Origin of the sequence: Klebsiella sp. X1-16S-Nf21, assembly GCF_002837615.1 — a bacterium.
GTDB classification, from domain to species: domain Bacteria; phylum Pseudomonadota; class Gammaproteobacteria; order Enterobacterales; family Enterobacteriaceae; genus Klebsiella; species Klebsiella variicola.
The window spans coordinates 40829-62183 of the sequence record NZ_PJDK01000024.1 but is presented as its reverse complement, the minus strand read 5'-3'; the positions used below and the strand labels follow the sequence as shown (position 1 = coordinate 62183).

At 51.4% G+C, this 21355-nt stretch carries 15 protein-coding genes and 1 pseudogene; 4 read left to right on the top strand and 12 right to left on the bottom strand.

The window, feature by feature from the left end; genetic code table 11:
* Positions 1-19: 19 nt before the first annotated feature.
* The 6 genes from CW267_RS13255 to CW267_RS13230 form a co-directional block, all read right to left on the bottom strand.
* Entirely contained in the window at positions 20-1198 is a 1179-nt protein-coding gene (locus tag CW267_RS13255; protein ID WP_032754955.1) for a glycosyltransferase, read from the bottom strand.
* Between the two features lie 34 nt (positions 1199-1232).
* Positions 1233-2369, bottom strand: coding sequence for a glycosyltransferase (locus CW267_RS13250; RefSeq protein WP_032754957.1), 1137 nt, complete (start codon positions 2367-2369; stop codon positions 1233-1235).
* Between the two features lie 50 nt (positions 2370-2419).
* Complete coding sequence (locus CW267_RS13245) at positions 2420-4582, bottom strand: polysaccharide biosynthesis tyrosine autokinase (RefSeq protein WP_032754960.1); 2163 nt, start codon at positions 4580-4582, stop codon at positions 2420-2422.
* Positions 4583-4596: 14 nt separating this feature from the next.
* Positions 4597-5034, bottom strand: coding sequence for a protein-tyrosine-phosphatase (locus CW267_RS13240; protein ID WP_032754962.1), 438 nt, complete (start codon positions 5032-5034; stop codon positions 4597-4599).
* Between the two features lie 2 nt (positions 5035-5036).
* Positions 5037-6173 carry a polysaccharide export protein gene (locus CW267_RS13235; RefSeq protein ID WP_032440188.1) on the bottom strand — a complete coding sequence of 379 codons (1137 nt, stop codon included), beginning with the start codon at positions 6171-6173 and terminating at the stop codon, positions 5037-5039.
* 144 nt (positions 6174-6317) lie between these two features.
* The gene (locus CW267_RS13230; RefSeq protein ID WP_100781302.1) at positions 6318-7751 is read right to left on the bottom strand and encodes a capsule assembly Wzi family protein; all 1434 of its coding nucleotides are present in this window, start codon (positions 7749-7751) and stop codon (positions 6318-6320) included.
* A 286-nt stretch (positions 7752-8037) separates the two neighbouring features.
* On the opposite strand from CW267_RS13230, the gene CW267_RS30540 reads away from it, so the two are divergent.
* Positions 8038-8163, top strand: coding sequence for a hypothetical protein (locus tag CW267_RS30540; RefSeq protein WP_373876382.1), 126 nt, complete (start codon positions 8038-8040; stop codon positions 8161-8163).
* A gap of 545 nt (positions 8164-8708) precedes the next feature.
* Here CW267_RS30540 and CW267_RS13225 read toward each other — a convergent pair.
* The gene (locus CW267_RS13225; protein WP_032754971.1) at positions 8709-9338 is read right to left on the bottom strand and encodes a phosphatase PAP2 family protein; all 630 of its coding nucleotides are present in this window, start codon (positions 9336-9338) and stop codon (positions 8709-8711) included.
* Positions 9339-9653: 315 nt separating this feature from the next.
* Positions 9654-10628, bottom strand: a pseudogene (gene galF / locus CW267_RS13220) (GalU regulator GalF).
* 770 nt (positions 10629-11398) lie between these two features.
* Between galF and CW267_RS13210 the strand changes: the two are divergent.
* Positions 11399-12982 (top strand): TerC family protein, encoded by a 1584-nt coding sequence (locus tag CW267_RS13210; RefSeq protein WP_049139673.1) that lies wholly within the window; start codon positions 11399-11401, stop codon positions 12980-12982.
* A 568-nt stretch (positions 12983-13550) separates the two neighbouring features.
* Here CW267_RS13210 and asmA read toward each other — a convergent pair.
* From asmA to alkA, 4 genes are all read right to left on the bottom strand, one after another.
* On the bottom strand, positions 13551-15398 hold the full coding sequence (gene asmA, locus CW267_RS13205) for an outer membrane assembly protein AsmA (RefSeq protein ID WP_065803050.1): 1848 nt from the start codon (positions 15396-15398) through the stop codon (positions 13551-13553).
* A 30-nt stretch (positions 15399-15428) separates the two neighbouring features.
* Positions 15429-16010 carry a dCTP deaminase gene (gene dcd / locus CW267_RS13200; RefSeq protein WP_004151145.1) on the bottom strand — a complete coding sequence of 194 codons (582 nt, stop codon included), beginning with the start codon at positions 16008-16010 and terminating at the stop codon, positions 15429-15431.
* A gap of 90 nt (positions 16011-16100) precedes the next feature.
* A complete protein-coding gene (gene udk / locus CW267_RS13195) occupies positions 16101-16742 on the bottom strand; it encodes a uridine kinase (RefSeq protein ID WP_002912442.1) in 642 nt (213 codons plus the stop codon).
* A gap of 114 nt (positions 16743-16856) precedes the next feature.
* Positions 16857-17705 (bottom strand): DNA-3-methyladenine glycosylase 2, encoded by an 849-nt coding sequence (gene alkA / locus CW267_RS13190; RefSeq protein ID WP_044614006.1) that lies wholly within the window; start codon positions 17703-17705, stop codon positions 16857-16859.
* Between the two features lie 137 nt (positions 17706-17842).
* On the opposite strand from alkA, the gene yegD reads away from it, so the two are divergent.
* Both yegD and CW267_RS13175 read left to right on the top strand, forming a co-directional pair.
* Complete coding sequence (yegD, locus tag CW267_RS13180; protein WP_077139368.1) at positions 17843-19195, top strand: molecular chaperone; 1353 nt, start codon at positions 17843-17845, stop codon at positions 19193-19195.
* 289 nt (positions 19196-19484) lie between these two features.
* Complete coding sequence (locus CW267_RS13175) at positions 19485-21341, top strand: sensor histidine kinase (protein WP_023322983.1); 1857 nt, start codon at positions 19485-19487, stop codon at positions 21339-21341.
* Positions 21342-21355: the final 14 nt, after the last annotated feature.

Genomic DNA, 21355 nt, shown 5'->3' with positions numbered 1-21355 from the left:
GTACAGAGCTTACTTAATACTACTTTATTAGCTCAGGCTGATTTATTAGATTTATCATTTTTCTCGTCCTTGTATCATACGTAAACTGTTTCGCTAACAGTTGAATTTTATCTAGCTCAACTGAATCTCCTTGCAAGATAGATTCAATTGCTTGAATAAAATCATTATCATTATTGGTTAACTTAAAGTATTCTGAAAATTCTTTGATAGATGGAAGATTAACACTAACGACATTACGTCCCGCAGCTAAATATTCAAAAAACTTCATAGGAAACATATTGTCAGTATAACTATTAATATTATTTGGTAATAACGCAACATCAAAACCTTTTAAATAAGAAGGCAGAGAACTATAATCTTTCGCACCTAAGAAATGAATATTTTTAAGTTTCTTCAATATATCGACATTTGTATTTGGATCTCCCTCCCCAACATCACCAATTAGTACAATATTCCATTCAGGATGCGATTTTGCTATTTTCTCAAGCAATAAAAAATTGATTTTATATGAACTAATAGCCCCAATAAATCCCAATATTGGCCCATCAATTCCCCTTAAATCCTCAGGAATTATTGTAGATTGTTCTAAAGCCTTTGAAAAATGATCATAATCTGCAACATTTGAGAAGTAATGAACATTGTTACTCCATACTTTTCTGCTTTCTAAAAGAGTTGGAGAAGTTACAAAAACAATATCTGCATTCCTAGTCAATTCTTCTTCTTTCTGCTCCAAAATATCAATCGGCATCCCTGGTTGCGCTTTTATTTCATCCACGCAATGATAGACTACATAACTGAAATCTGTCAGGTCAAGAAATTGAGTAGTTAGTGGATTATAAGTCCACAAAGTTGTTTTACTTTTTTTGTCATTACTCCATAATTTCAGTAGACTATTAAACAAAATATTATTTATTTTACGAATAATGGAGTTATCATTAAATGGAATCAAGACCGGCGACCATACCTTTATGTTTTGATGTACTTTTTTAGGCGGCCGAATACCTTTAACTAATCGATTGAAAATTCGCTTAAAATCTTTCTTATTTAATCCCGGCTTCCTTAATCCAAGTGAGTCAATGTAGAAAATGTTATACCCTTTTTTCGCTAAATCTAAAGCAACATGCTGTTTATTTGTCCAGAATGGATTATCCCAGTCAGCAGTAGATAAAATAATGATATTTTTGGTCAATTTTTCCATTTTCCCCACCTAAAATATATGATTGTAACTTCGATTAACCATGAATTAATTTTTGATAAATATCTTCTAATTTAGCGCTTTGAATATGAATATTAAAATCCCTATTTATTACGTCCCTTGCTGCTCGCCCCATTTGATGTCTCACACTATCGTTATTAAGTAAGTATGAAATCCTATCTTGTAGCATATCAGCATCTTTTTCATTAACAAGATAACCATTAATAGAGTCTTTTATGACTTCAGGAATACCTCCATGATTTGTACCTATTAATGGTACTCCTGTTGCCGCAGCCTCTAACAAAACCATGCCCAGTCCTTCAGCGTCTCCATTTTTAGCAGTAATGCTTGGGAGTACTAATAAACTTGCTTTCCTCATCCATTGCATTACTTCTACGTGTGATTTAGCTCCTAGAAAGGAAATATTATTTTCGAGATTTAATCCCTTAGCTTGCTCTAATAGTTGTACTTGCAAAGGGCCTTCACCGATGATAACAAGTTTGTATTCAGGGAAATTCCTGGAGATATTGCGCATAGCCGATATGAGTGTTGCAGTACCTTTTTTCTCAACTAACCTAGCGACATGTAGTATTATCTTTTGCTCTTCCGCTTTCTCTCTTATATTATATTTATCAACATCTATTCCAATATAATGCTTTATTAAATTATTTTCGTTAAAGCCATTATTAATTGCTGCATTATAAATAAAATCGGAGACACATAAGAATTTGTGCTCCCCATTTTTTAATTTATTTTGATTAAAAAAATAATTAATATATGTTGGTGATTTTGATAATAGCCATTTATGTGATTTCGTAGTTACATCGAAACCATGTAAAGTGGTAATTAGCGGGATATCTTTTTTTCTCGCCAAATCTAACGCATAAATACCATCCAGCGAAAAATGACAGTGTATTAAATCTAACCTAGTTTGTTCTGTCATTTTTAAATATGAAATGCTATCTCTTGTTAACACATTCCATATTTCGCTGATTCTTTCTGAGAGTGTATTATTCTCGTTAATAACCTTATAAGAAGCATCATGAGGTGGATCCCCATATAATTTTCTACCAATATAATGAATTTTATGTCTAGTTAAAGACTCAGCTTGCTGTCGGATAAAAACTTCCGATTTTTTGAAAAGCTGATTTCTAAAGATACCAACCGAATCCATGATTACCCCACCAATAACTCCCCTCGAATTTATACGAGGGGATATATTAATTAATCCTTATCAGAATAAGAATACCCATAATGATTGTAGCCATAACCATAGTAACTACTTGCTTTTTTCATTACACCGTTAAGAATACAACCATTAATATGTACACCACTATTATCAAATCTACGTAAACTAACTTCAATTTCCTTTGGTGTATTTAGTTCGAATCGGGCTACTAGCAGAGTCGTTCCGACATGACGACCAATTATTGCAGCATCCGTTACAGCGAGTATTGGCGGTGTATCTACGATAACTAATTCATAATTATCTTTCGCCCAATCAAGCAATTTTTCAAGTCTTGAATTCATTAATAGTTCAGCTGGATTAGGTGGAACTGCGCCTCTGGATATAAAATCAAAACCTGCTGATATAGCTTTAATACATTTTTCAGTATCAACCCGCCCAGAAAGGTAATCAGACAAGCCATTATCGTTATTTACATTGAATAACTTATGGGTATAACCTTTGCGCATATCTGCATCTATAAACAATACTTTTTTATTTGTTTGTGCAGTTACTGCTGCTAAGTTTGTACTAACAAATGTCTTACCTGCATTTGGGCTCGCCCCTGATATCATTAATATATCATTTTTTGCATCCATCATTGCAAAATGGAGACTTGTACGCAGACCTCTTATAGCTTCTAAGGCTATATCAGCTGGATTATCAAGAGCTAGAAAACCTTGATATTCAGCAGCCTTCACGTTTTTAACTTTATTTGAATTATTTATTTTCTTGGTAAAACTCTCAGAAACAGGAATGCTGGCATAGACACTAATACCGATTTCTTCAAGTTGTTCAGGAGATTCTATTCCTCTTCTCAGAAATACTCTTATAAGTACAAGCCCTACAGATATCATAAATCCTAGAACTAAACCAATGATTACAACCAATACCTTTTTAGGTTTTACTGGCTTTGGTTGAGTTATAGCATCATCAATAATTCTAACGTTACCTATAGCACTAGACTTAGCGATATTTAACTCTTGTTGTCTGTTAAGAAGTTGCATATATACCGCTCGTCCAGATTCCACGTCGCGACTCAAACGCAATATCTCTTGCTGTGTTTCTGGCATCGCTGACACACGCTTATTCAGCTTACTTTTCTCATCAAGAAGCGTTTTACGCTTCTCCATAAGTGATTTATATGTTGGATGCTCTCTGGTATATAGCTGGGAAATCTCTGATTCTTTAAACGTCAACTCGTTTAGCTGGTTATCAACATTAACAATCTGCTCAAGAACAGACTTTGCCTCTAACGATAGATCAACAGAATCACTTTTACGTCGATAAGCATTCAGTTTGTCTTCTGCAATATCAAGTTCACCTCTTACCTTTGGTAATTGTTGATTCAGAAACTCCAAGCTTTTAGCATCTTGTGCAGCTTGTCTTTCGATATTTTGCTCAAGATAATTTTCTGTAATTCTATCTAATATTACTTTTATAAGACTCGGTTCAGAACCAGAAATGGATAAAGTTAATATCCCAGTGTCTTTCCCTTGATCATTAACAGAAAATGAATCCTGAAGATCATTAATAGCTTTTAACCGAGTTGTATATGATATATAAAACTTATCTCCTGGTTTAGCCGACAAATTGGCGATATCAATAACTACGCCATTTTTTTCAGTAAGCTTCCCAAAATCGGCTTCAAAAGAAAAGTCATCGCCTACTATTTCATATCTTTTATCATCAATAACATTCAGTTGTAACTTTGGTATGTAATCTTCATTTGCACCAGGTATAAATAATTTTGCTATTCTCAACTCACCATTTTTTGTTCCTGTTAATCTTGCCCAACCACGACCCAAGATTGGAAAATATTTTGGCGTTATTCGCGCTTGTAAATTTAAATCGTCTACTGTCTTGCCCAGTACCATGCGCGACTGTAAAAGAGCTATTTCTGGGGCTGATTGTGGTTGACTGTCTGGTAACATTTGACTCAGGTTAGTCAAAATAGCATTAGCTTGTTTTTGTTCAACCTGAATTAATGCATCTGCTTGATATATAGGCGTAGCAAACAATGCGTATACCAAAGCTATTACTGTAAATAATGATGTTACAGAAATGATAAGTTTTCGATGATCAATAAACTCGCCCACTAATCGACTTAAATCGATATCATCTTCATTTTTACTTGCTGATGTTTTCGTTACAGATACCATTCGCTTATTCCCGATTATTTAGCACCTAGTTTTTGGGCCCATAGATTTCCAGCTTGTGCAATCAATTGATACACCAGAGAAAATGCTTCCTCACTTTTCTTATAAGGATCAGGAATTTCACGTTGCTGAAGCCAATGCCCAAAAAGCATTGTTTTACCCCGTAACTCTGGAGCGATTTTCCCTATTTGTTCAATATGTTTTTTTTCCATTACCAAAATTAACTCGTAATCCCTTCCCATAGATGCCGTAAATTGCTTTCCGATATGGCCATCCAACGACAAGCCATTCATTCTTGATATTTTATCAGCATTTTTATCTGCAGGATGATCAACCAAGGCCCCTGTCCCTGCCGAGGCTATTTTTTTATGTGGAAGTAAACTTTGTAAATATCTTTCTCCAATTGGAGATCTACATATATTACCCGTACAGACAACAAGTATTGAGTCGAACATTTTTACGGCCACTCCTTAATAAATTTTGCTGTTTCTGTCATATCATGTACTCCAGTAATTGTAGGTACAAGTTGTGATATCACACGATTCCAGCGCACTATTGGTGCGGTCGTAACATATACTATATCATATGGTTGTAAATGGAATTCTGTTCCTAAGACCATTGCTGAAGCATCTTGGGCATTCAGTTGGTAAATATTCGCAATTTTTCCTTGCTTATCTCCTTTTAGCTGGCGAATAACAAAAACGCCTGTTGCATCACTGAATGCTTGTGACATGCCTTCAGCATTACCAATTGCCTCGGCTAAGGTCATACCACTACGATCCATTTTCAAGGTACTTTGCTTAACAACTTCTCCCATCACAAACACTTTAAGATCGTCATTACGAGGCACAAACAATATATCGCCAGGATAGAGGAGTCTATTCTGTGATAAGTCACCTTTTTGCATTAAAGCATATAACGAAATCTTAGTATCTTTACCATTATGAGTTAATACAACATTGCGCCAATCAGCATCAGGCGCCAGTCCACCAGCAGCATTGATCGCATCCATAACTGTTAAAGGTATATTTGTTATCGGCTGTTGACCAGACTTCATTACCTCACCGGTAACATAAGTTTTTTGCGACCTAAAAGCAGCAATGCTTACGTCTACTTGAGGGCTCTCAATATATGTAGTTAAACGACTTGCAATATCTTGGCGAACTTGGCTAAGGGTTTTACCCGCCACCTGTACCTTACCGATATAAGGATAGAAAATGGTACCATCGGAGTTTACCCAGTTACCAGTGTCGCTGGCGCTACGGTATTGGCCAGCAGGAGTAGTTAGTTCAGGGTGGTCCCATACGGTAACCATGAGCACGTCACCTACCCCAATACGATATTCATAACTACGGAGTAAATTATCCAACTGCGGGTTGGGACGAGCAAGAACGGTCTCCGGACGCAGTTGATCGATTAGACCCGGAGTCATTGGGTACACATTGACCAGTTTATCCAGATCATAGTCGCTGTCAGGAAGTTCCACGACGTTCTTACGCAGACTGTTTAATCCCTGACCAGGGATGATTGTACAACCCGATAAAAACCCAATTGCCAATGCTAATGCCGAAAATCTAACAAGTTTTTTCTTCATAATGTCACATCATCAGTAAAACAAGATTTGCCAATTCCTGAGCAGCTGTCATAGCCGTTGCTTCCCTGCCGGCTTATGGAGAGATAAAAGCTGACTGCTTCCTGCAGCGCTACCACCCCTCTCCCCAGATTTCAGCATTCAGCCTTATAAACTAAACGGTATCTCTATCCCTGCGCTGGCCCCAACGTCATCGCTGTCGCTGTTGTTAGCGTTGGTGTACCACAGTGAAGTATTCAAGCGGACCGACTGATAAACATCGCCGCTCCAGCCCAGCTGTACACCTTTTAGAGTATCCGCATGAGGGAACGCTTTGTTGATCGACTGATTTTCCGGGTTAACCTTCGCGTATACTAAGCGCGTGCTCCAGCGCTGGTTATCCTCCGTAATAAGCTCAACTTTACCGGCAACGAGTTGACCATCACCACCCATTGCGTCACCCAGCGGATAACCCTGCTGATAATAGCCATCTTTATAGATATGATGGGTATAACTGTAATTGGTTCGGCTCATATTGGTACGCGTATCATGTGCTTCCAGGTACCAGTTTACAGCATCTTTTCCCCATCCGTGGTGCCCTTCGACCCCGCCGAGGAACATATTTGCCGAAGGCAGATAACCTGACTCATCTTCGCCGATCATTTGTCCGTAGAAACTGACCGGCCAGCCGAGGGTCGGCTCGAGTTTAAACTTAAAGTCAAAGCCAGCCAGCTGGTTACCAGGTTCGTTATCTGTCCCGGTATTGTCTTTCCCTGTAAAGCCATCCCAGAAGCTACTAAATGACTCAGGCCGCCCTTCCCCGCCCCACTGCATAATGCGCGATGCGCCTAGTTCAAGTGACTGGAAAGGAGAGAAAGTAAAGCGGCCACCAATAATTTTGGCACGCGGTACAGCGGTGTACTGATTCATCTGGCTGGCAGAGATCTGGTACTGCCACGGGCCTACCCAGCGCAGCCACCAAGTCTCCGGCGCTGTCTGCTCTGCTCGCTGCATCAGGAAGCCAGTCATCGGCCGCATTGCATCCCCACGGATCAGGCTGCCTTCATACCCTGGCCCCCACCACTGGGGTACCTGGCCAAAGGAGAGCCACTGATTCCAGAACTTCACCGCGCCGTAGGCGCCGTTGGCGTTGAAGCGCGAGCCGTTGCTGATCCGCTCTCCCCCTTCGACGTTGCCCTGGAGATGGACATCCCACCACTCGCCGCTGTTGTTGAACGCCAGGCCTAACGAATTATCTGCCGGCTGCGTCTGGCCAAACCCCTGCGGAGTGCCCGGCTGGTCGGTCGAGGTATAGCCGGTAATCCGGAAATCGGCTTTTAAAGCAGACAGTCGCTGGTTAATGCGGGCCAGCACCACTTGCTCAGAAGAATAGGACGGTTTGGCCTTTTTTAGCGCCCGGGCGATCTCTTCCTGGCTCAGCGGCCAGGTCGACAGGCTCAGATGGATGACCCCGCGATCAGAAAGCCAGGCAAGGTCGTTTCGCAGATCGTTATCATTTACGACTAACCCGGCCGCGTAAGCCTGGGCTCCCAGTGAAGAAAGCAAGCCCAATGTCACGGCAATGCGCGCAATTTTTATCATTGTACAAGATCCATTTTCAGCCCCGCTGTCGTATCTCAATGAGAATGAGGGGAATACCAAGATAGAAAGCGCTCGCGGTACCAGCTGACTTCACTGTGCAACACCGGCGAGGCAAGTACATTTACCCTAAGCTGCTTGTTAGCCTTATAACATCCACTCAGCTCACAATGTAGGCGAATTTTACCCTACAGGCTATCGATGAGACAGGAAAGTTAATGTCCAGGCGATATCAGCAGCCGTTCCTGGCCAACTTCTGAGGATATCCGTTGAAAATTGATAGATATCTATTGAGGGCGATCATCCTGACCGGGACGATTTTTCAGCCGTTGAAGAGAACCTCTGTGCAGCAGCAAGCGGCTTTAGCGACGCTACCGCCCCTGGCTTAACAGCTACCAGCGTACTGACTACCTGAACGACTTAATTTTTATCGACCTGTGGATGAATAATTGGTCAGGCCATTATTTTTAGCGGCGTTAAGTTTACGGGATTTCGGTCACAATTGGGAGTGTTGTTACCGAATATCTGCCAATTAATGCCCCTGTCGTTCTACTGACAAAAAATAAGCGGGTCACCAATTAAGATTATTCACTGATTTCCATGGTTAGAAATCTTGCCGGTACTACTACATCATCACACATGCAGCTAACTGACTGTAAAAAAACGTCTTTTTCCATAACCCATCATCATGCAAAAATCAGATGATGGCGTTATAGTCAACTACAATTTCTAATAGTTTCCAGTGTCTGGATATTCAATGAATGTGCATCAGGTAACGTCCCAGCGCATTTAAGAAACGTCTGATCAAAGCTATATCCAGGCAAATTGACAATAACAATGTAGTAGCACTGCATTATTTCATAAATATGAATTATCAATTGCCGGGTATATAGTAGATTATTTTCTTATTTGTCTAATTAACCGGCGAAAACTTAATTTCCCCTGTAAAACAAATGGCGATTACCAGGCCTGCTTTTGAAGGTCTTCTCTGGTAAAAGGTTTATCCAGCGGCCCAATTGCGGTCGCGATTTGCTCCAGCAGGGACTGAGTCGGCGCTTTACTGCCGCTATGCAACAGGATAAGCGGGACCATCACCAGGCATGCAACCCCACCCCAAGGTATAGTTTTATAATCAGAATTAGAAATTCGTTTTTGCAGCAACAGGAACAAAGCGCTACCAGCAGCGCCGAGCAGCAGGCCAGCGATCACTTCCGAGACGGAATGCGCATGGATGACCAGCCGTGAATAACCCACCACAGCGGCCAGAATATAGCCGGTGGCGACGGCTGCTTTTTGCAAGCCCGCGGAAAAACGAGCACTAAGCAGCCACAGGAAGATAGGCCAGAAGGCCGCGGAAAGCGCTGAGTGGCCGCTGAAGCCGGTGTAATCCAGCTCGCGAATACCCAGACCCCAGCCCATAAAGGCCAGTTTGGAGGCGCAGACGATGGCGCCGGTGATGCCGAACAGCAAACTCCACTGCCACGCCAGCAACCGCGACGTTTTACGCAGCATCAGGACAATAAACAGCGCCGCTGCGCTGGGCAGCAAAACGGTGCTATCACCAAAAAATGAGATGAGTTGCCAGTTCATATACCTGTGATCCTTCGATGATGTCCACTGCCGTGCTCAGGGATTATCCGTAATGTCTGTACCAGCTCGCATGCCAATTCATTTCACATTTTTATGCATGCAAGTGAGATGTTTAAAGCGGAAACATGATCGCAGTCAAGTTTTATTTTTGGCTGACGTTGACCGCTTTCCCTGCGCTTTAGGAATTGTCGCACTAAGTGACTATTCACAAAGCATTATTGCCGCTACTCCGACCATTGCACCACAGAGGCCAGAGACAAACTACCAGAAGTCTCCGAAGCCATACGTTTCTTTACAATCGTTATAACATTCACGTTATGAATAATTTCTGCATAACGTTATGAGCGGCGTGGCAAAATACCCCTGCCCTGCCGCTCACCCTTACGCCGGCGCTCAGGCCAGCAATTTTTTAATGCTTTCGCGGAATTTGGTACCTTCTTTCAGGTTACGCATCCCGTAGGTGACGAAGGCCTGCATGTAGCCCATTTTTTTACCGCAGTCATAGCTTTCGCCGGTCATCAGCATCGCGTCAACGGACTGCTTCTTCGCCAGTTCGGCAATGGCGTCGGTTAGCTGGATACGGCCCCAGGCGCCCGGCTGGGTTCGTTCAAGTTCAGCCCAGATATCTGCCGACAACACGTAGCGGCCCACTGCCATCAGGTCGGAGTCCAGGGTCTGCGGTTCGTCCGGTTTTTCAATAAACTCGACGATACGCGCCACCTGCCCTTCGGCCACCATTGGCTCTTTGGTCTGGATAACGGAGTATTCGGAGAGATCCCCCGGCATTCGTTTCGCCAGCACCTGGCTGCGGCCGGTCTCGTTAAAGCGAGCGACCATGGCAGCGAGGTTATAGCGCAGCGGGTCTGCAGTGCCGCCATCGAGAATGATATCCGGCAGCACCACCACAAACGGGTTATCCCCGACTACCGGACGGGCGCAGAGGATGGAGTGGCCCAGACCCAGCGGCTGTGCCTGGCGCACGTTCATGATAGTTACGCCCGGCGGGCAAATGGCCTGGACTTCCGCCAGCAGCTGGCGCTTCACGCGCTGCTCAAGTAGGGCTTCCAGCTCGTAGGAGGTATCAAAGTGGTTTTCCACCGCATTCTTCGAGGAGTGCGTCACCAGGACAATCTCTTTGATCCCGGCGGCGACGATTTCGTCAACAATGTACTGAATCATTGGCTTATCAACGATCGGCAGCATCTCCTTTGGAATTGCCTTTGTGGCCGGCAGCATATGCATGCCTAGTCCTGCGACCGGAATAACCGCTTTCAAATTCGCCATATTCATCTTCACCTGTTTGGTTGCAAAACACGCAGTTTTGCAAAATTGTACATGTCACAAATCCATTGGAACTGATAATACACGGATACTGCCCGGGCATCTGCCCGCCAAATTCTTAAATTCACTGTCACCTAAAAGAATACACACAACTTCCTTTTACCAACAGTTTGAAGTGAGAATAATCTTATTCTCCATCAGGATATTCAGCGGCCCGCTTCCCTGCACAGCGCGATGTCGCCGCAAGGCCCATACATCGCGGCCTTTGGTACGCAGACCCTGCCAGCTGCAGACTGCGGCGCCCATGTGTCCGGAAAGAATAGATATAGATAATTAATTTCGCCAGGCAATATATTTCAGCACAAACAGCCAGATATGGCAGGATAATAACCGTAAAACACGGCAGAGAACTGCGATCTGCGCTATTCTGCGCTAACTTCATGATGTGAATTATGCCGATTTTGTGAGCGGGCTTCGCACTTCACCCGGGGATGAGGAAGGGTGCCTACCGTGGAGAACGACGGGACTGCCCGCGCTTTTGCGCCGGGCAGAACGCAGCGGGTTATGGTTCTGATATCAGCAAGCTTATTCCAGCGCGTTCCGCCATATTGTTATTTTTCCGCTGATCTTTTCTGGAACATAATTCTTTTCTGTTCTCTTAATTTGCTGGAAATATATCCACCCCTGGCGGAGTGATATCCGCGTCGTTATTGCATTTTAGACTCATCTTATCCATGATCGTGGTAACACATACCGCAGTCGTACAGGTTTTAATACATATGGAATGGATTGCCGATCCGTCAATCTGGGCAGGTCTCGTCACGCTGGTGGTTATCGAACTGGTGTTGGGTATCGATAACCTGGTTTTCATCGCTATCCTCGCCGAAAAGCTGCCGCCCGCCCAGCGCGACCGCGCTCGTATCACCGGTCTGCTGCTGGCAATGGTCATGCGTCTGCTGCTGCTGGCCTCTATCTCCTGGCTGGTGACCCTGACCAAACCGCTGATTGTTTTTCACGACTTCAGCTTCAGCGCCCGCGATTTAATTATGCTGTTCGGCGGCTTATTCCTGCTGTTTAAAGCCACCGTCGAACTCAACGAACGGCTGGAGGGGAAGGACAGCGATAATCCCACCCAGCGCAGAGGGGCGAAATTCTGGGCCGTGGTGGCGCAGATCGTGGTGCTCGACGCCATCTTTTCGCTCGACTCGGTGATCACTGCCGTCGGCATGGTCGACCACCTGGCGGTGATGATGGCCGCGGTGATCATCGCCATCAGCCTGATGCTGATGGCCAGCAAGGCCCTGACGCGCTTCGTTAACAGCCACCCGACCATTGTCATCCTCTGTCTGAGCTTCCTGCTGATGATCGGCTTCAGCCTGATTGCTGAAGGCTTCAGCTTTATTATTCCGAAAGGCTATCTGTACGCGGCAATTGGCTTCTCAGTCATGATTGAAGCCCTTAACCAGCTGGCGCTGTTTAACCGCCGTCGCTTCCTGTCGGCCAATATGACGCTGCGTCAGCGCACCACCGAGGCGGTGATGAACCTGCTGAGCGGCCAGAAGGAAAAAGCTGAACTGGATGCTGACACGGCGTCGCTGGTGGCCGATCAGGACCATCATCCTTTGTTTAATCCGCAGGAAAGGTTGATGATTGAGCGGGTGCTGAACCTTAATCAGCGCAGCGTCAGCAGTATTATGACGTCACGCCATGATATCGAGCGCATCAACCTCAGCGCGCCGGAGGAAGAGATCCGCAGCCTGGTGGAGAAAAATCAGCACACCCGGCTGGTGGTGACCGGCGGGAAAGATAATGAAGACCTGCTGGGAGTGGTTCATGTTATTGACCTGCTCCAGCAGTCCCTGCGCCAGGAGCCGCTGGATCTACAGGTGCTGGTGCGGCAGCCGTTGGTCTTTCCGGAGGGGTTACCGCTCCTCTCCGCGCTTGAGCAGTTCCGTCAGGCCCGCACCCACTTCGCCTTTGTGGTCGATGAGTTTGGTTCCGTCGAGGGGATTGTGACCCTGAGCGACGTGATGGAGACTATCGCCGGTAATCTGCCCAACGAGGTGGAGGAGATCGACGCCCGGCACGATATTCAGCATCATCAGGACGGTTCGTGGACGGTTAACGGCCATATGCCGCTGGAGGACCTGGTGCAGTACGTTCCGCTGCCGCTGGATGATAAACGGGAGTACCACACCGTCGCCGGTCTGCTGATGGAGTATCTGCAGCATGTGCCGCAGGTGGGGGAGACCATTGAGATTGACGGCTATATCCTGCGCACGCTGCAGGTCGACAGCCATCGGGTGCAAAAGGTGCAGATCGTCCCGCCGGTAAAGCAGGATGAGCTGGATTATGAGGTGTAATCGTCAGGCATAAAACGGCCCGGGGTATCCCGGGCGGTGGGATGGATAATCAAACCCATGCCTGATGGCGCTTCGCTTATCAGGCCTACGGGATGGCAATGCAGACCGGGGTATTACCCCCACCGCACAACCCAGGCCGGGTCAGGCGTAGCCGCCACCCGGCATCAACATGACATCACACGTTGACGACATTCTCACATCGCGGGGAATTGATGCTCTACAGCTGCCACATTGCCTGATGGCGCTTCGCTTATCAGGCCTACATTAATTGGCGACGCAAGCCGATGATATTGCGCACATCCCAGGCCGGGTCAGGCGTAGCCGCCACACGGCATCATCGTGACATTACACGTTGACGACATTCTCACATCGCGGAGAATTGATGCTCTACAGCTGCCACACTGCCTGATGGCGCTGCGCTTATCAGGCCTACATGGATAGCGACTCAAACTGATGATATTGCACATATCGTAGGCCGGGTCAGGCGTAGCCGCCACCCGGCATCAACGTGGCACACCCTCTGACGACAATCTCACAGCCCGGAAGGTCCGGGCCGCGGTGGTGGAGATTACAGCTTATCGAGCAGCTTTTTGGCGTCTTTGCTCTCTTTGCTGCCTTTATTACGCTCAACCCAGTCGTTGAGACGCTGCTTCGCTTCATCCTGTAGCTGTTTGCGCAGGATCTGATCAACCTGCAGACTATAGCTCAGCGACTGCCAGTCGCCGTAGATGCGCAGCGGGATGGCGGTCTGTTTCAGGCGGTCGATAAGTTTGCCCTCCCCTTTCCAGCCGCCAAGCACGCGCACGTTAAAGCGCATATCGCAGTTCTCTTTCTGCAGATCAAGCTGACCTTCGCCGGTCATCGCCATCACGTCGGACTGCCCCTGCAGGCGGTTCAGCGTCACCACCCCGTTATCCAGCGTCAGCTGGCTGCTCACGGAATCCAGGCGGGTGGCATTGTCGTAATTCTCCTGCGCGCGCACGTTGGTGCTGCGCTCCACGGCCTGCTGCACCAGCTGCTGGAAATTCAGCCCCTCGGTACGGGTATCGGCCATCTGCAGCTGAGCCTGCCCCTGCCAGTGACGGCGGAAATCATCCGCGTCAATGCGTGTTCCGGAAAACTCGCCGGTCAGCGACAGCTTGCCGGTCAGGTTTAATGAATAGTTAAAGGCTTTGATCAGCGAACCGATCTCCACATTCTGCAGCGCCGGCTGGAACGTCGCCTGCGGCGTGTCGCCACGGGCATCCAGAGTGCCGGGGAGAGAGAGCTGCCCGCCGTCGAGGTTGCCCTGCATTTTGCTGACCGTCAGCAGCCCCTGCTGGTTGCTGATTTCGCTCTGCACCTGGGTGAAGTTCAGGCCGCGCCACTGCAACTGGTCGGCGCTCAGGGCCATCCGGCCGTTAAAGCCGCGCAGGCTCTGGTAATCTTCGCGCTCATCGCTGTCGGCGATCACCGGACGCAGCGGTCGCGTCTGGCTCTGGCTCTGCTGGCTGGCGCTGCTGTCGGTCGCTGGCGAGGAGGGCGCCAGCAGGCTGTCGAGATTCAGGGTGGTCGCGTGGAGATCCAGCGACCAGTCCGGGCGATCACCCAGCACCACGCTGCCGTTGCCGGTAAGGGTGCTGCCGCTGGCCATCAGATTCAGGTTGTCAAAGCGCAGAGTTTTGCCATCTTCCTGCCAGCTGGCCTGCAGGCTGCCCTGGCCATTAATGCCATCAGGAGGCAGCTCGGCGCCGCGCAGCTGCCAGCTTAGCTGGCTAAAGTCGGCTTTTAAGGAGTGGGGATAGTCGCCGCCCTGCACGGTAGCGGAGAAGCTCAACGCCAGGTCGCGCTGGTCGCGGTTGATCCGGCCGGAGAAGTCGACGGTGGCCCGGTGATTCTCATCCTGCTCCATTTGCAGGCGGATATCACGCACAGTGACCTGTTCGCCGTTCTCATGCTGGAAGAAGAGCACGCTGTCGGCCACCTGCAGCTGGCGCACGTCGTAGGACCACCCGCGGTCCTCCGGGGCCTGCGGCAGGGTGTTGTCATGCGGCACCACCGGCGCAGCGCTATCGCGTACCGCTTCGGTTTTCGGAGTCAGCTGGATCACCGCCCCCTTGAGCATCACCTGCTTCACCTGCAGCTGGTGCGACAGCAACGGCAGCAGCGCCACGTCGAGGCGCATGTTGTCGGCGCGGATCACCGGCTCTTCGGCGCCCCGGGCGGTCAGCGTCATGCGTCCGCTGAGAATGCTGAGCTGCGGCCAGACATGCCAGCGCAGCGGGCCATCGAGTTCAAGCTGATAACCGCTGCGCTCTGCCACCTCATGCACCATATAGGCGCGAAAATCGTTGGGATTGACCAGCAATACCAACGAGGTAAGCCCGGCGACAATGACCGCCAGCAGGATCATCAGCGTTGTCAGTATTCGTCTCATGGCACCCTCAGCAACACCCCGTTGACGTTATCAATCCTTGTCGATTCGGCTCGCCACCGCGCCCTGCTGGTCGCGATATTTGGCGTCTTCACGGCGGTTATACGGCCGGGCCGCCGGGCCCGATAATGGCTCAAAGCTCAGTGCGCCGATAGGCATTCCCGGGCGCAGCGCCAGCGGCAGTTTGCCGGAGTTGTAGAACTCAAGCACGATGCAGCCGGACCAGCCCGGGTCGATGCGGTGCGCGGTAACGTGCACCATCAGCCCCAGCCGCGCCAGTGAGGAGCGTCCGTCCAGCCAGCCCACCAGATCGGCAGGCAGGGTGACTGACTCATAGGTCACCGCCAGCGCCAGTTCGCCCGGATGCAGGAAAAAGGCCTCCCCTTCCGGCAGGACAATCTCTTCGCTCATCACGCGGTCCAGCGCGGCGCTGACCTCGGCCTTCGGACCGCTTAAATCGATAAACGGCGCCGTGTGGCCGCGGAAGGTGCGGAATTTATTACCCAGCCGTACATCAACCGTCGCGCCATTAATACGCTCAACGGGTGGGCGCGGATTGATGGCGAGTCGCCCTTCATCCAACCAGGCTTCGATATCTCGGTCACACAGACGCATGGGCTTTCTCCTTATAAGGCTGCTTCCCGCACGCTTCGCGGCGGAGAGGGCAACAGGGCTACTCTTTGCACGTTACACAATTCGGCCAGGTTATTCAAAGAACTGACTGATTTTGGCCTTCAGAATATCAATCGCGATGCGGTTTTTGCCGCCGCGCGGCACGATGATGTCGGCATACTGCTTCGACGGTTCAATAAACTGCAGGAACATCGGGCGCACAGTCTTCTGGTACTGGGCCATCACCGAGTCCATGGAGCGGCCGCGCTCGTTAACGTCGCGCTTAATACGGCGCATCAGGCAAATATCGAGCGGGGTGTCGACGAAAATAGAGAAGTTAAGCTCGTTACGCAGGCGCGCGTCGGTCAGCAGCAGGATCCCTTCAAGAATGATCACCTTCTTCGGCTCGACGTGAATGGTGTTCGGCGTGCGGGTATGCTCGACGTAGCTATAGACCGGCAGTTCAATCGGCTGGCCGCTTTTCAGCATCTGCAGGTGCTGGAACAACAGACTGTGGTCCATTGAGCTCGGGTGGTCATAGTTGGTTTTGACGCGCTCTTCCATCGACAGATGACTTTGATCTTTGTAATAGCTGTCTTCCGGAATGACGCCAATATGTTCGTCGCCAACTTGTTCACGCAATTCGCGATAGAGAGTACTGGCAATAAGACTTTTGCCAGAAGCCGATGCGCCGGCGATACCTACAATGACGCACTGATGGGACATATCAGTCATAAATTTTTGCGACCTGATTAACCTGGATAGAGATGGAGGGTGGCGGCGGACCGCCAAACGCGGCAATTATAGGGATTTCAGCGTCCCGATACCAGTGGTATGCGCCCCGGACGGCTATTCCGCCGCCGGGATCCAGTCATCGGTATACCAGATATGCAACAGCGCATACGATCGCATCGGCTGCCAGCGACGGGCATAGCGAGCGATGGCGGCCGGGGTCATTCCCGGAAAGCGCTGTTTAATCAGGTAATCATCCGGCAAAAAGATATCTTTCGCCTGCCAGCCGCGCAGAGCAAAGTAGTTTGCCGTCCAGCGGCCAATCCCGGGCAGGCTCTGCAGTTGACGCAGCCCGGCGTCGATGTCCGCTGGCGCCGTCAGGGGCAGCTCGCCGCTGAGCGCCGCCCGGGCGAGGTGGATCAGCGCCTCCGCGCGCCGAAGCGGCATTCCCAGCGCCTTCAGCGCCTGCGGGTCGGCCCGGGACAGCGCCTCTGGCGTCGGGAACAACACATAGCAGGGCGCCTCCGCCAGCGGTTCGCCCCAGCCAGCCGCCACTTTGGCAGTGAGCCGGGCGGCCATCGCCACGCTCACCAGCTGGCCCAGCACCGCCCGCACCGCCTGTTCGAAGGCATCCAGCGCCCCCGGCAGGCGCAGTCCCGGCCGCGCCTCGGCCAGAGAGCCCAACGCCCCGGCGACCTGCCGCGGGTCGCAGGCTAAATCAAACAGCTGGCCAATTCGCGCATAGCAGATCTCCGCCACCGGTTGCAGCCCCGGGGAGAGGGTCACCCGCAGGCCCTGCGCCTCCTCGTCCGGTGCCAGATGAATCAGCCCGCGATGCCCTTCAACGCCAAAGCTGCGACTATAGCCTCCTTCATCAAAGCGCTCGACGCCGGCGACGGCACGCGCCTGCAGAAAACCAACCATCCACGCCCAGTCATAAGGCGGGGTCCAGGGTAACAGCTCCATAAGCTCTCCTTTATATAGCGTTTCAATGATAGTCGCCCTTGACCGTCAGCGCCTTGCTTTTAAATTCCAGTTGTCGGCTTGGCGACGATCCGCTAAAGTCGCCCCCCTTCTTCACCGGCATGGGGATTTTGCAGACGATGTTTATTGGTTTTGACTACGGCACCGCCAACTGTTCGGTGGCCGTGATGCGGGAAAACACCCCTCAGCTGTTGACTCTGGAAAACGGCAGCGCGCTGCTGCCCTCGATGCTCTGCGCGCCAACGCGCGAAGCGGTCAGCGAGTGGCTCTATCGCCATCATGACGTCCCCACCCACAGCGATGAAAACCAGGCGCTGCTGCGCCGGGCCATTGCCGCCAACCGCGACGAAGACATCGAGGTGCTGCGCAACAGCGTGCAGTTCGGTCTCGCCTCGCTGCATCAGTATGTTGAAGATCCGGAAGAGGTCTACTTCGTTAAATCGCCAAAATCCTTCCTCGGCGCCAGCGGGCTGAAGCCGCAGCAGGTGGCCCTGTTTGAAGACCTGGTCTGCGCCATGATGCTGCACATCAAACTGCAGGCTGAGAGCCAGCTGCCCGAGCAGATCGACCAGGCGGTGATTGGCCGGCCGATTAACTTCCAGGGCCTCGGCGGCGACGACGCGAACGCCCAGGCGCAGGGGATCCTTGAGCGGGCGGCTCTCCGCGCCGGTTTCCACGATGTGGTCTTCCAGTTTGAACCGGTTGCCGCCGGGCTCGATTTCGAAGCCACCCTCAATGAAGAAAAGCGGGTGCTGGTCGTCGATATCGGCGGTGGGACCACCGACTGTTCCTTGCTATTGATGGGCCCGCAGTGGCGGGAGCGCGCCGACCGCCAGCAGAGCCTGCTCGGCCACAGCGGCTGCCGCATCGGCGGCAACGACCTCGACATTGCCCTGGCCTTCAAATGCCTGATGCCCCTTCTCGGTATGGGCGGCGAAACGGAGAAAGGCACCGCGCTGCCGATCCTCCCGTGGTGGAACGCGGTGGCCATCAACGACGTGCCGGCGCAGAGTGATTTCTACAGCACCGCCAACGGCCGTCTGCTTAACGATCTGCTGCGCAGCGCCCGGGATGCCGACAAGGTGGCTCTGCTGCTCAAGGTCTGGCGCCAGCGTCTCAGCTATCGTCTGGTGCGCAGCGCCGAAGAGAGCAAAATCGCCCTCTCCAGCGCCGCCAGCGTCGAAACCGCGCTGCCGTTTATTCAGGACGAGCTGGCCACCGCCATCGCCCAGCAGGGTCTGGAAGCGGCGCTGGATCAACCGTTGACCCGCATTATGGAACAGGTGCAGCTCGCGCTCGACAGCAGCCAGACCACCCCGGACGTGATCTATCTTACCGGCGGCAGCGCCCGCTCGCCGCTGATCAAAAAGGCGCTGGCCGCCCAGCTGCCGGGTATTCCGCTGGCCGGTGGCGATGATTTTGGCTCGGTAACCGCCGGGCTGGCCCGCTGGGCGCAGGTGGTTTTCCGCTAACCCCAGCCCACCGCCGCCGCGCAGCAGGTCTGTCCTGATCGTGGCGCTGCAGATTACACTGGAATATTCCTGGTCTCCCACGCAAAATGGCCTGTTCGTCCGGACAGGCCTGTCCACTCTTCCCCATTTCAGGGGGCGTATTATCCATACCGTAGCCAGATGTCTGCGGTCTGTATCGTTGGCATGCCGCAAGGGGGCGTGATTGAAAAGGGTGTCTGCGATCTTCGCAGCGGTCCGGCGTTGCCGGCCGCAGTTCCTGGCAGGCTGGCTGCTCAGCTGTGGATTATTCTTGCTGCTGGTCGCCCCACAGGCGCAGGCGGCGACGCGCCAGGTGGGCATTGATATTCCGGTCCAGTGGTACGCGGACGCCAGCGGCCAGATGACCATCGATCGCTTCGCCGCCCTGCCCACAGACCAGCTCGCCACCACCCGGCAGATCCCCTCCTTTGGTTATTCGCGAAAAACCTGGTGGCTGCGCAGCGAGCTGCCGGGAACGTGGTTTGCCGGGGAGCCGCGCTGGCTGCAGCTGGGCCCCTCTTTTGTCGACCATCTGACCATTTACTACCGACCTCTGGGCAGCGATGCCCCCTGGGAACAGCGCACCTTTGGCGACCGCGACGTCGCCCGCGAGAGCGACCTGCACTACCGGGAAAGCGTACTGATTATCCCCCCGCCGCCAACCGCCGCCGGCTATGAGGTGGTCTTTCGCCTGCAGAGCACCAGCACCCTGATCCTGCTGGCCTCGCTCTCTTCGCCGCAGGAATTTGTGCAGCGGGCGACCGCCGACACCGCTTTCTGGAGCTTCTATTTCGGCCTGGCCGCCGTCGCCAGCGGCGTGGCGCTGTGGCTGGCGCTGGCCCTGCGCCGGCGTCTGCTGTGGGGCATCTGTCTTTTCTCGCTCAATTATCCGCTGGTGGCCGCCCTGCACGGCTTCCCGGAGTGGTTTTTCGGCCACGCGGCGCTGCCGTTCCAGGACTTCATGATCAGCAGCCTCTCCCTGTTCAGCTATGCTACCGCCCTCTGGCTGCACAGCGAGATTTTTGATTTGAAGAAGAATATGCCGCGGCTTCATCAGCTACTGATCGCCGCGGTGGTCCTCAACCTGGTGCTGCAGGTCAGTATTCCGCTCGGGTTTTACGGCTTCGCGATGCAGATTGAAGGGGTGATCTTCATCATTATCACCCCGGTGCTGCTGTTCACCTCCTGGTGGCTGTGGCGCAAAAAAGCTATCGACCGTAACACCCTGCTGCTGGGTCTGCTGCCGCCGTTCTACGTCGCCGCCGCGGTGCTGGTGCAGTTGTCTATCCACGGGATAATCCCGTTCCATATGGCGATCTATTCCCTCTGGCAGTATGCGCTGATCGTCCACATCATTACGGTGCTGATCATTGCCATCCTGCGGGTGCGCGCTGAAAACCGCCAGCTGGAGCAGAAGCAGCGCCTGGCGCGTGAGCTGCAGATTGAGCGTGAAGCCAGCTTCCATCAGCGACAGTTTATGGGCATGGTAGCGCACGAATTCCGCACGCCGCTGGCGGTGATCCAGGCAGCGCTGGAAAATCTCCGCCTCTCGGCCGCCTCGGCCAGCCAGGAGGCGCGCTTCGATCGCATCGGGCGCGCCGCCACCCGTCTGGTGCAGCTCACCGATAACTGCCTTGCCGACGCCCGGCTCGCCTCACACGACCTGCACGTCGATCGCCAGCAGACCGCCCTGCTGTCGGTGATCAACATGGCCGCCTCGGTGGTGGCCATCTCCCACGACCATTACCTGAACATCCGCCATCACGGCGCGGTGGAAAGCCCGCAGCTGCAGGCCGATGCCGGCCTGCTGTGCATCGCCATCGCCAATCTGCTGGATAACGCGGTGAAGTATTCGCCCCCCGGTGAAATCGCCATCGATATCCGCTCCGAAGCCGGGCATACCGAGCTGCGCATTCGCGACCACGGCCCGGGCCTGCCCGACGGGCAAGCGGAACTGATCTTTGAGCGCTATCGTCGCGGCGAGCACACGTCGCCGGTGCCGGGCGGCACCGGTCTCGGACTGTATGTTGCGCGTCAGATCGTGCAGGCTCATGATGGCAAACTGTGGCTGGCCGAGCATGGCCCGGACGGCTGCACCTTTATTCTCACCCTCCCCACGGTTGCTTAAGAGGAGAACGACGT

Bases quoted from the DNA above. Each gene is read 5' to 3' on its own strand.
- CW267_RS13255 (WP_032754955.1), bottom strand. From the start codon at position 1,198: ATGGAAAAATTGACCAAAAATATCATTATTTTATCTACTGCTGACTGG.
- CW267_RS13250 (WP_032754957.1), bottom strand. From the start codon at position 2,369: ATGGATTCGGTTGGTATCTTTAGAAATCAGCTTTTCAAAAAATCGGAA.
- CW267_RS13245 (WP_032754960.1), bottom strand. From the start codon at position 4,582: ATGGTATCTGTAACGAAAACATCAGCAAGTAAAAATGAAGATGATATC.
- CW267_RS13240 (WP_032754962.1), bottom strand. From the start codon at position 5,034: ATGTTCGACTCAATACTTGTTGTCTGTACGGGTAATATATGTAGATCT.
- CW267_RS13235 (WP_032440188.1), bottom strand. From the start codon at position 6,173: ATGAAGAAAAAACTTGTTAGATTTTCGGCATTAGCATTGGCAATTGGG.
- CW267_RS13230 (WP_100781302.1), bottom strand. From the start codon at position 7,751: ATGATAAAAATTGCGCGCATTGCCGTGACATTGGGCTTGCTTTCTTCA.
- CW267_RS13225 (WP_032754971.1), bottom strand. From the start codon at position 9,338: ATGAACTGGCAACTCATCTCATTTTTTGGTGATAGCACCGTTTTGCTG.
- CW267_RS13210 (WP_049139673.1), top strand. From the start codon at position 11,399: ATGGAATGGATTGCCGATCCGTCAATCTGGGCAGGTCTCGTCACGCTG.
- asmA (WP_065803050.1), bottom strand. From the start codon at position 15,398: ATGAGACGAATACTGACAACGCTGATGATCCTGCTGGCGGTCATTGTC.
- dcd (WP_004151145.1), bottom strand. From the start codon at position 16,010: ATGCGTCTGTGTGACCGAGATATCGAAGCCTGGTTGGATGAAGGGCGA.
- udk (WP_002912442.1), bottom strand. From the start codon at position 16,742: ATGACTGATATGTCCCATCAGTGCGTCATTGTAGGTATCGCCGGCGCA.
- alkA (WP_044614006.1), bottom strand. From the start codon at position 17,705: ATGGAGCTGTTACCCTGGACCCCGCCTTATGACTGGGCGTGGATGGTT.
- yegD (WP_077139368.1), top strand. From the start codon at position 17,843: ATGTTTATTGGTTTTGACTACGGCACCGCCAACTGTTCGGTGGCCGTG.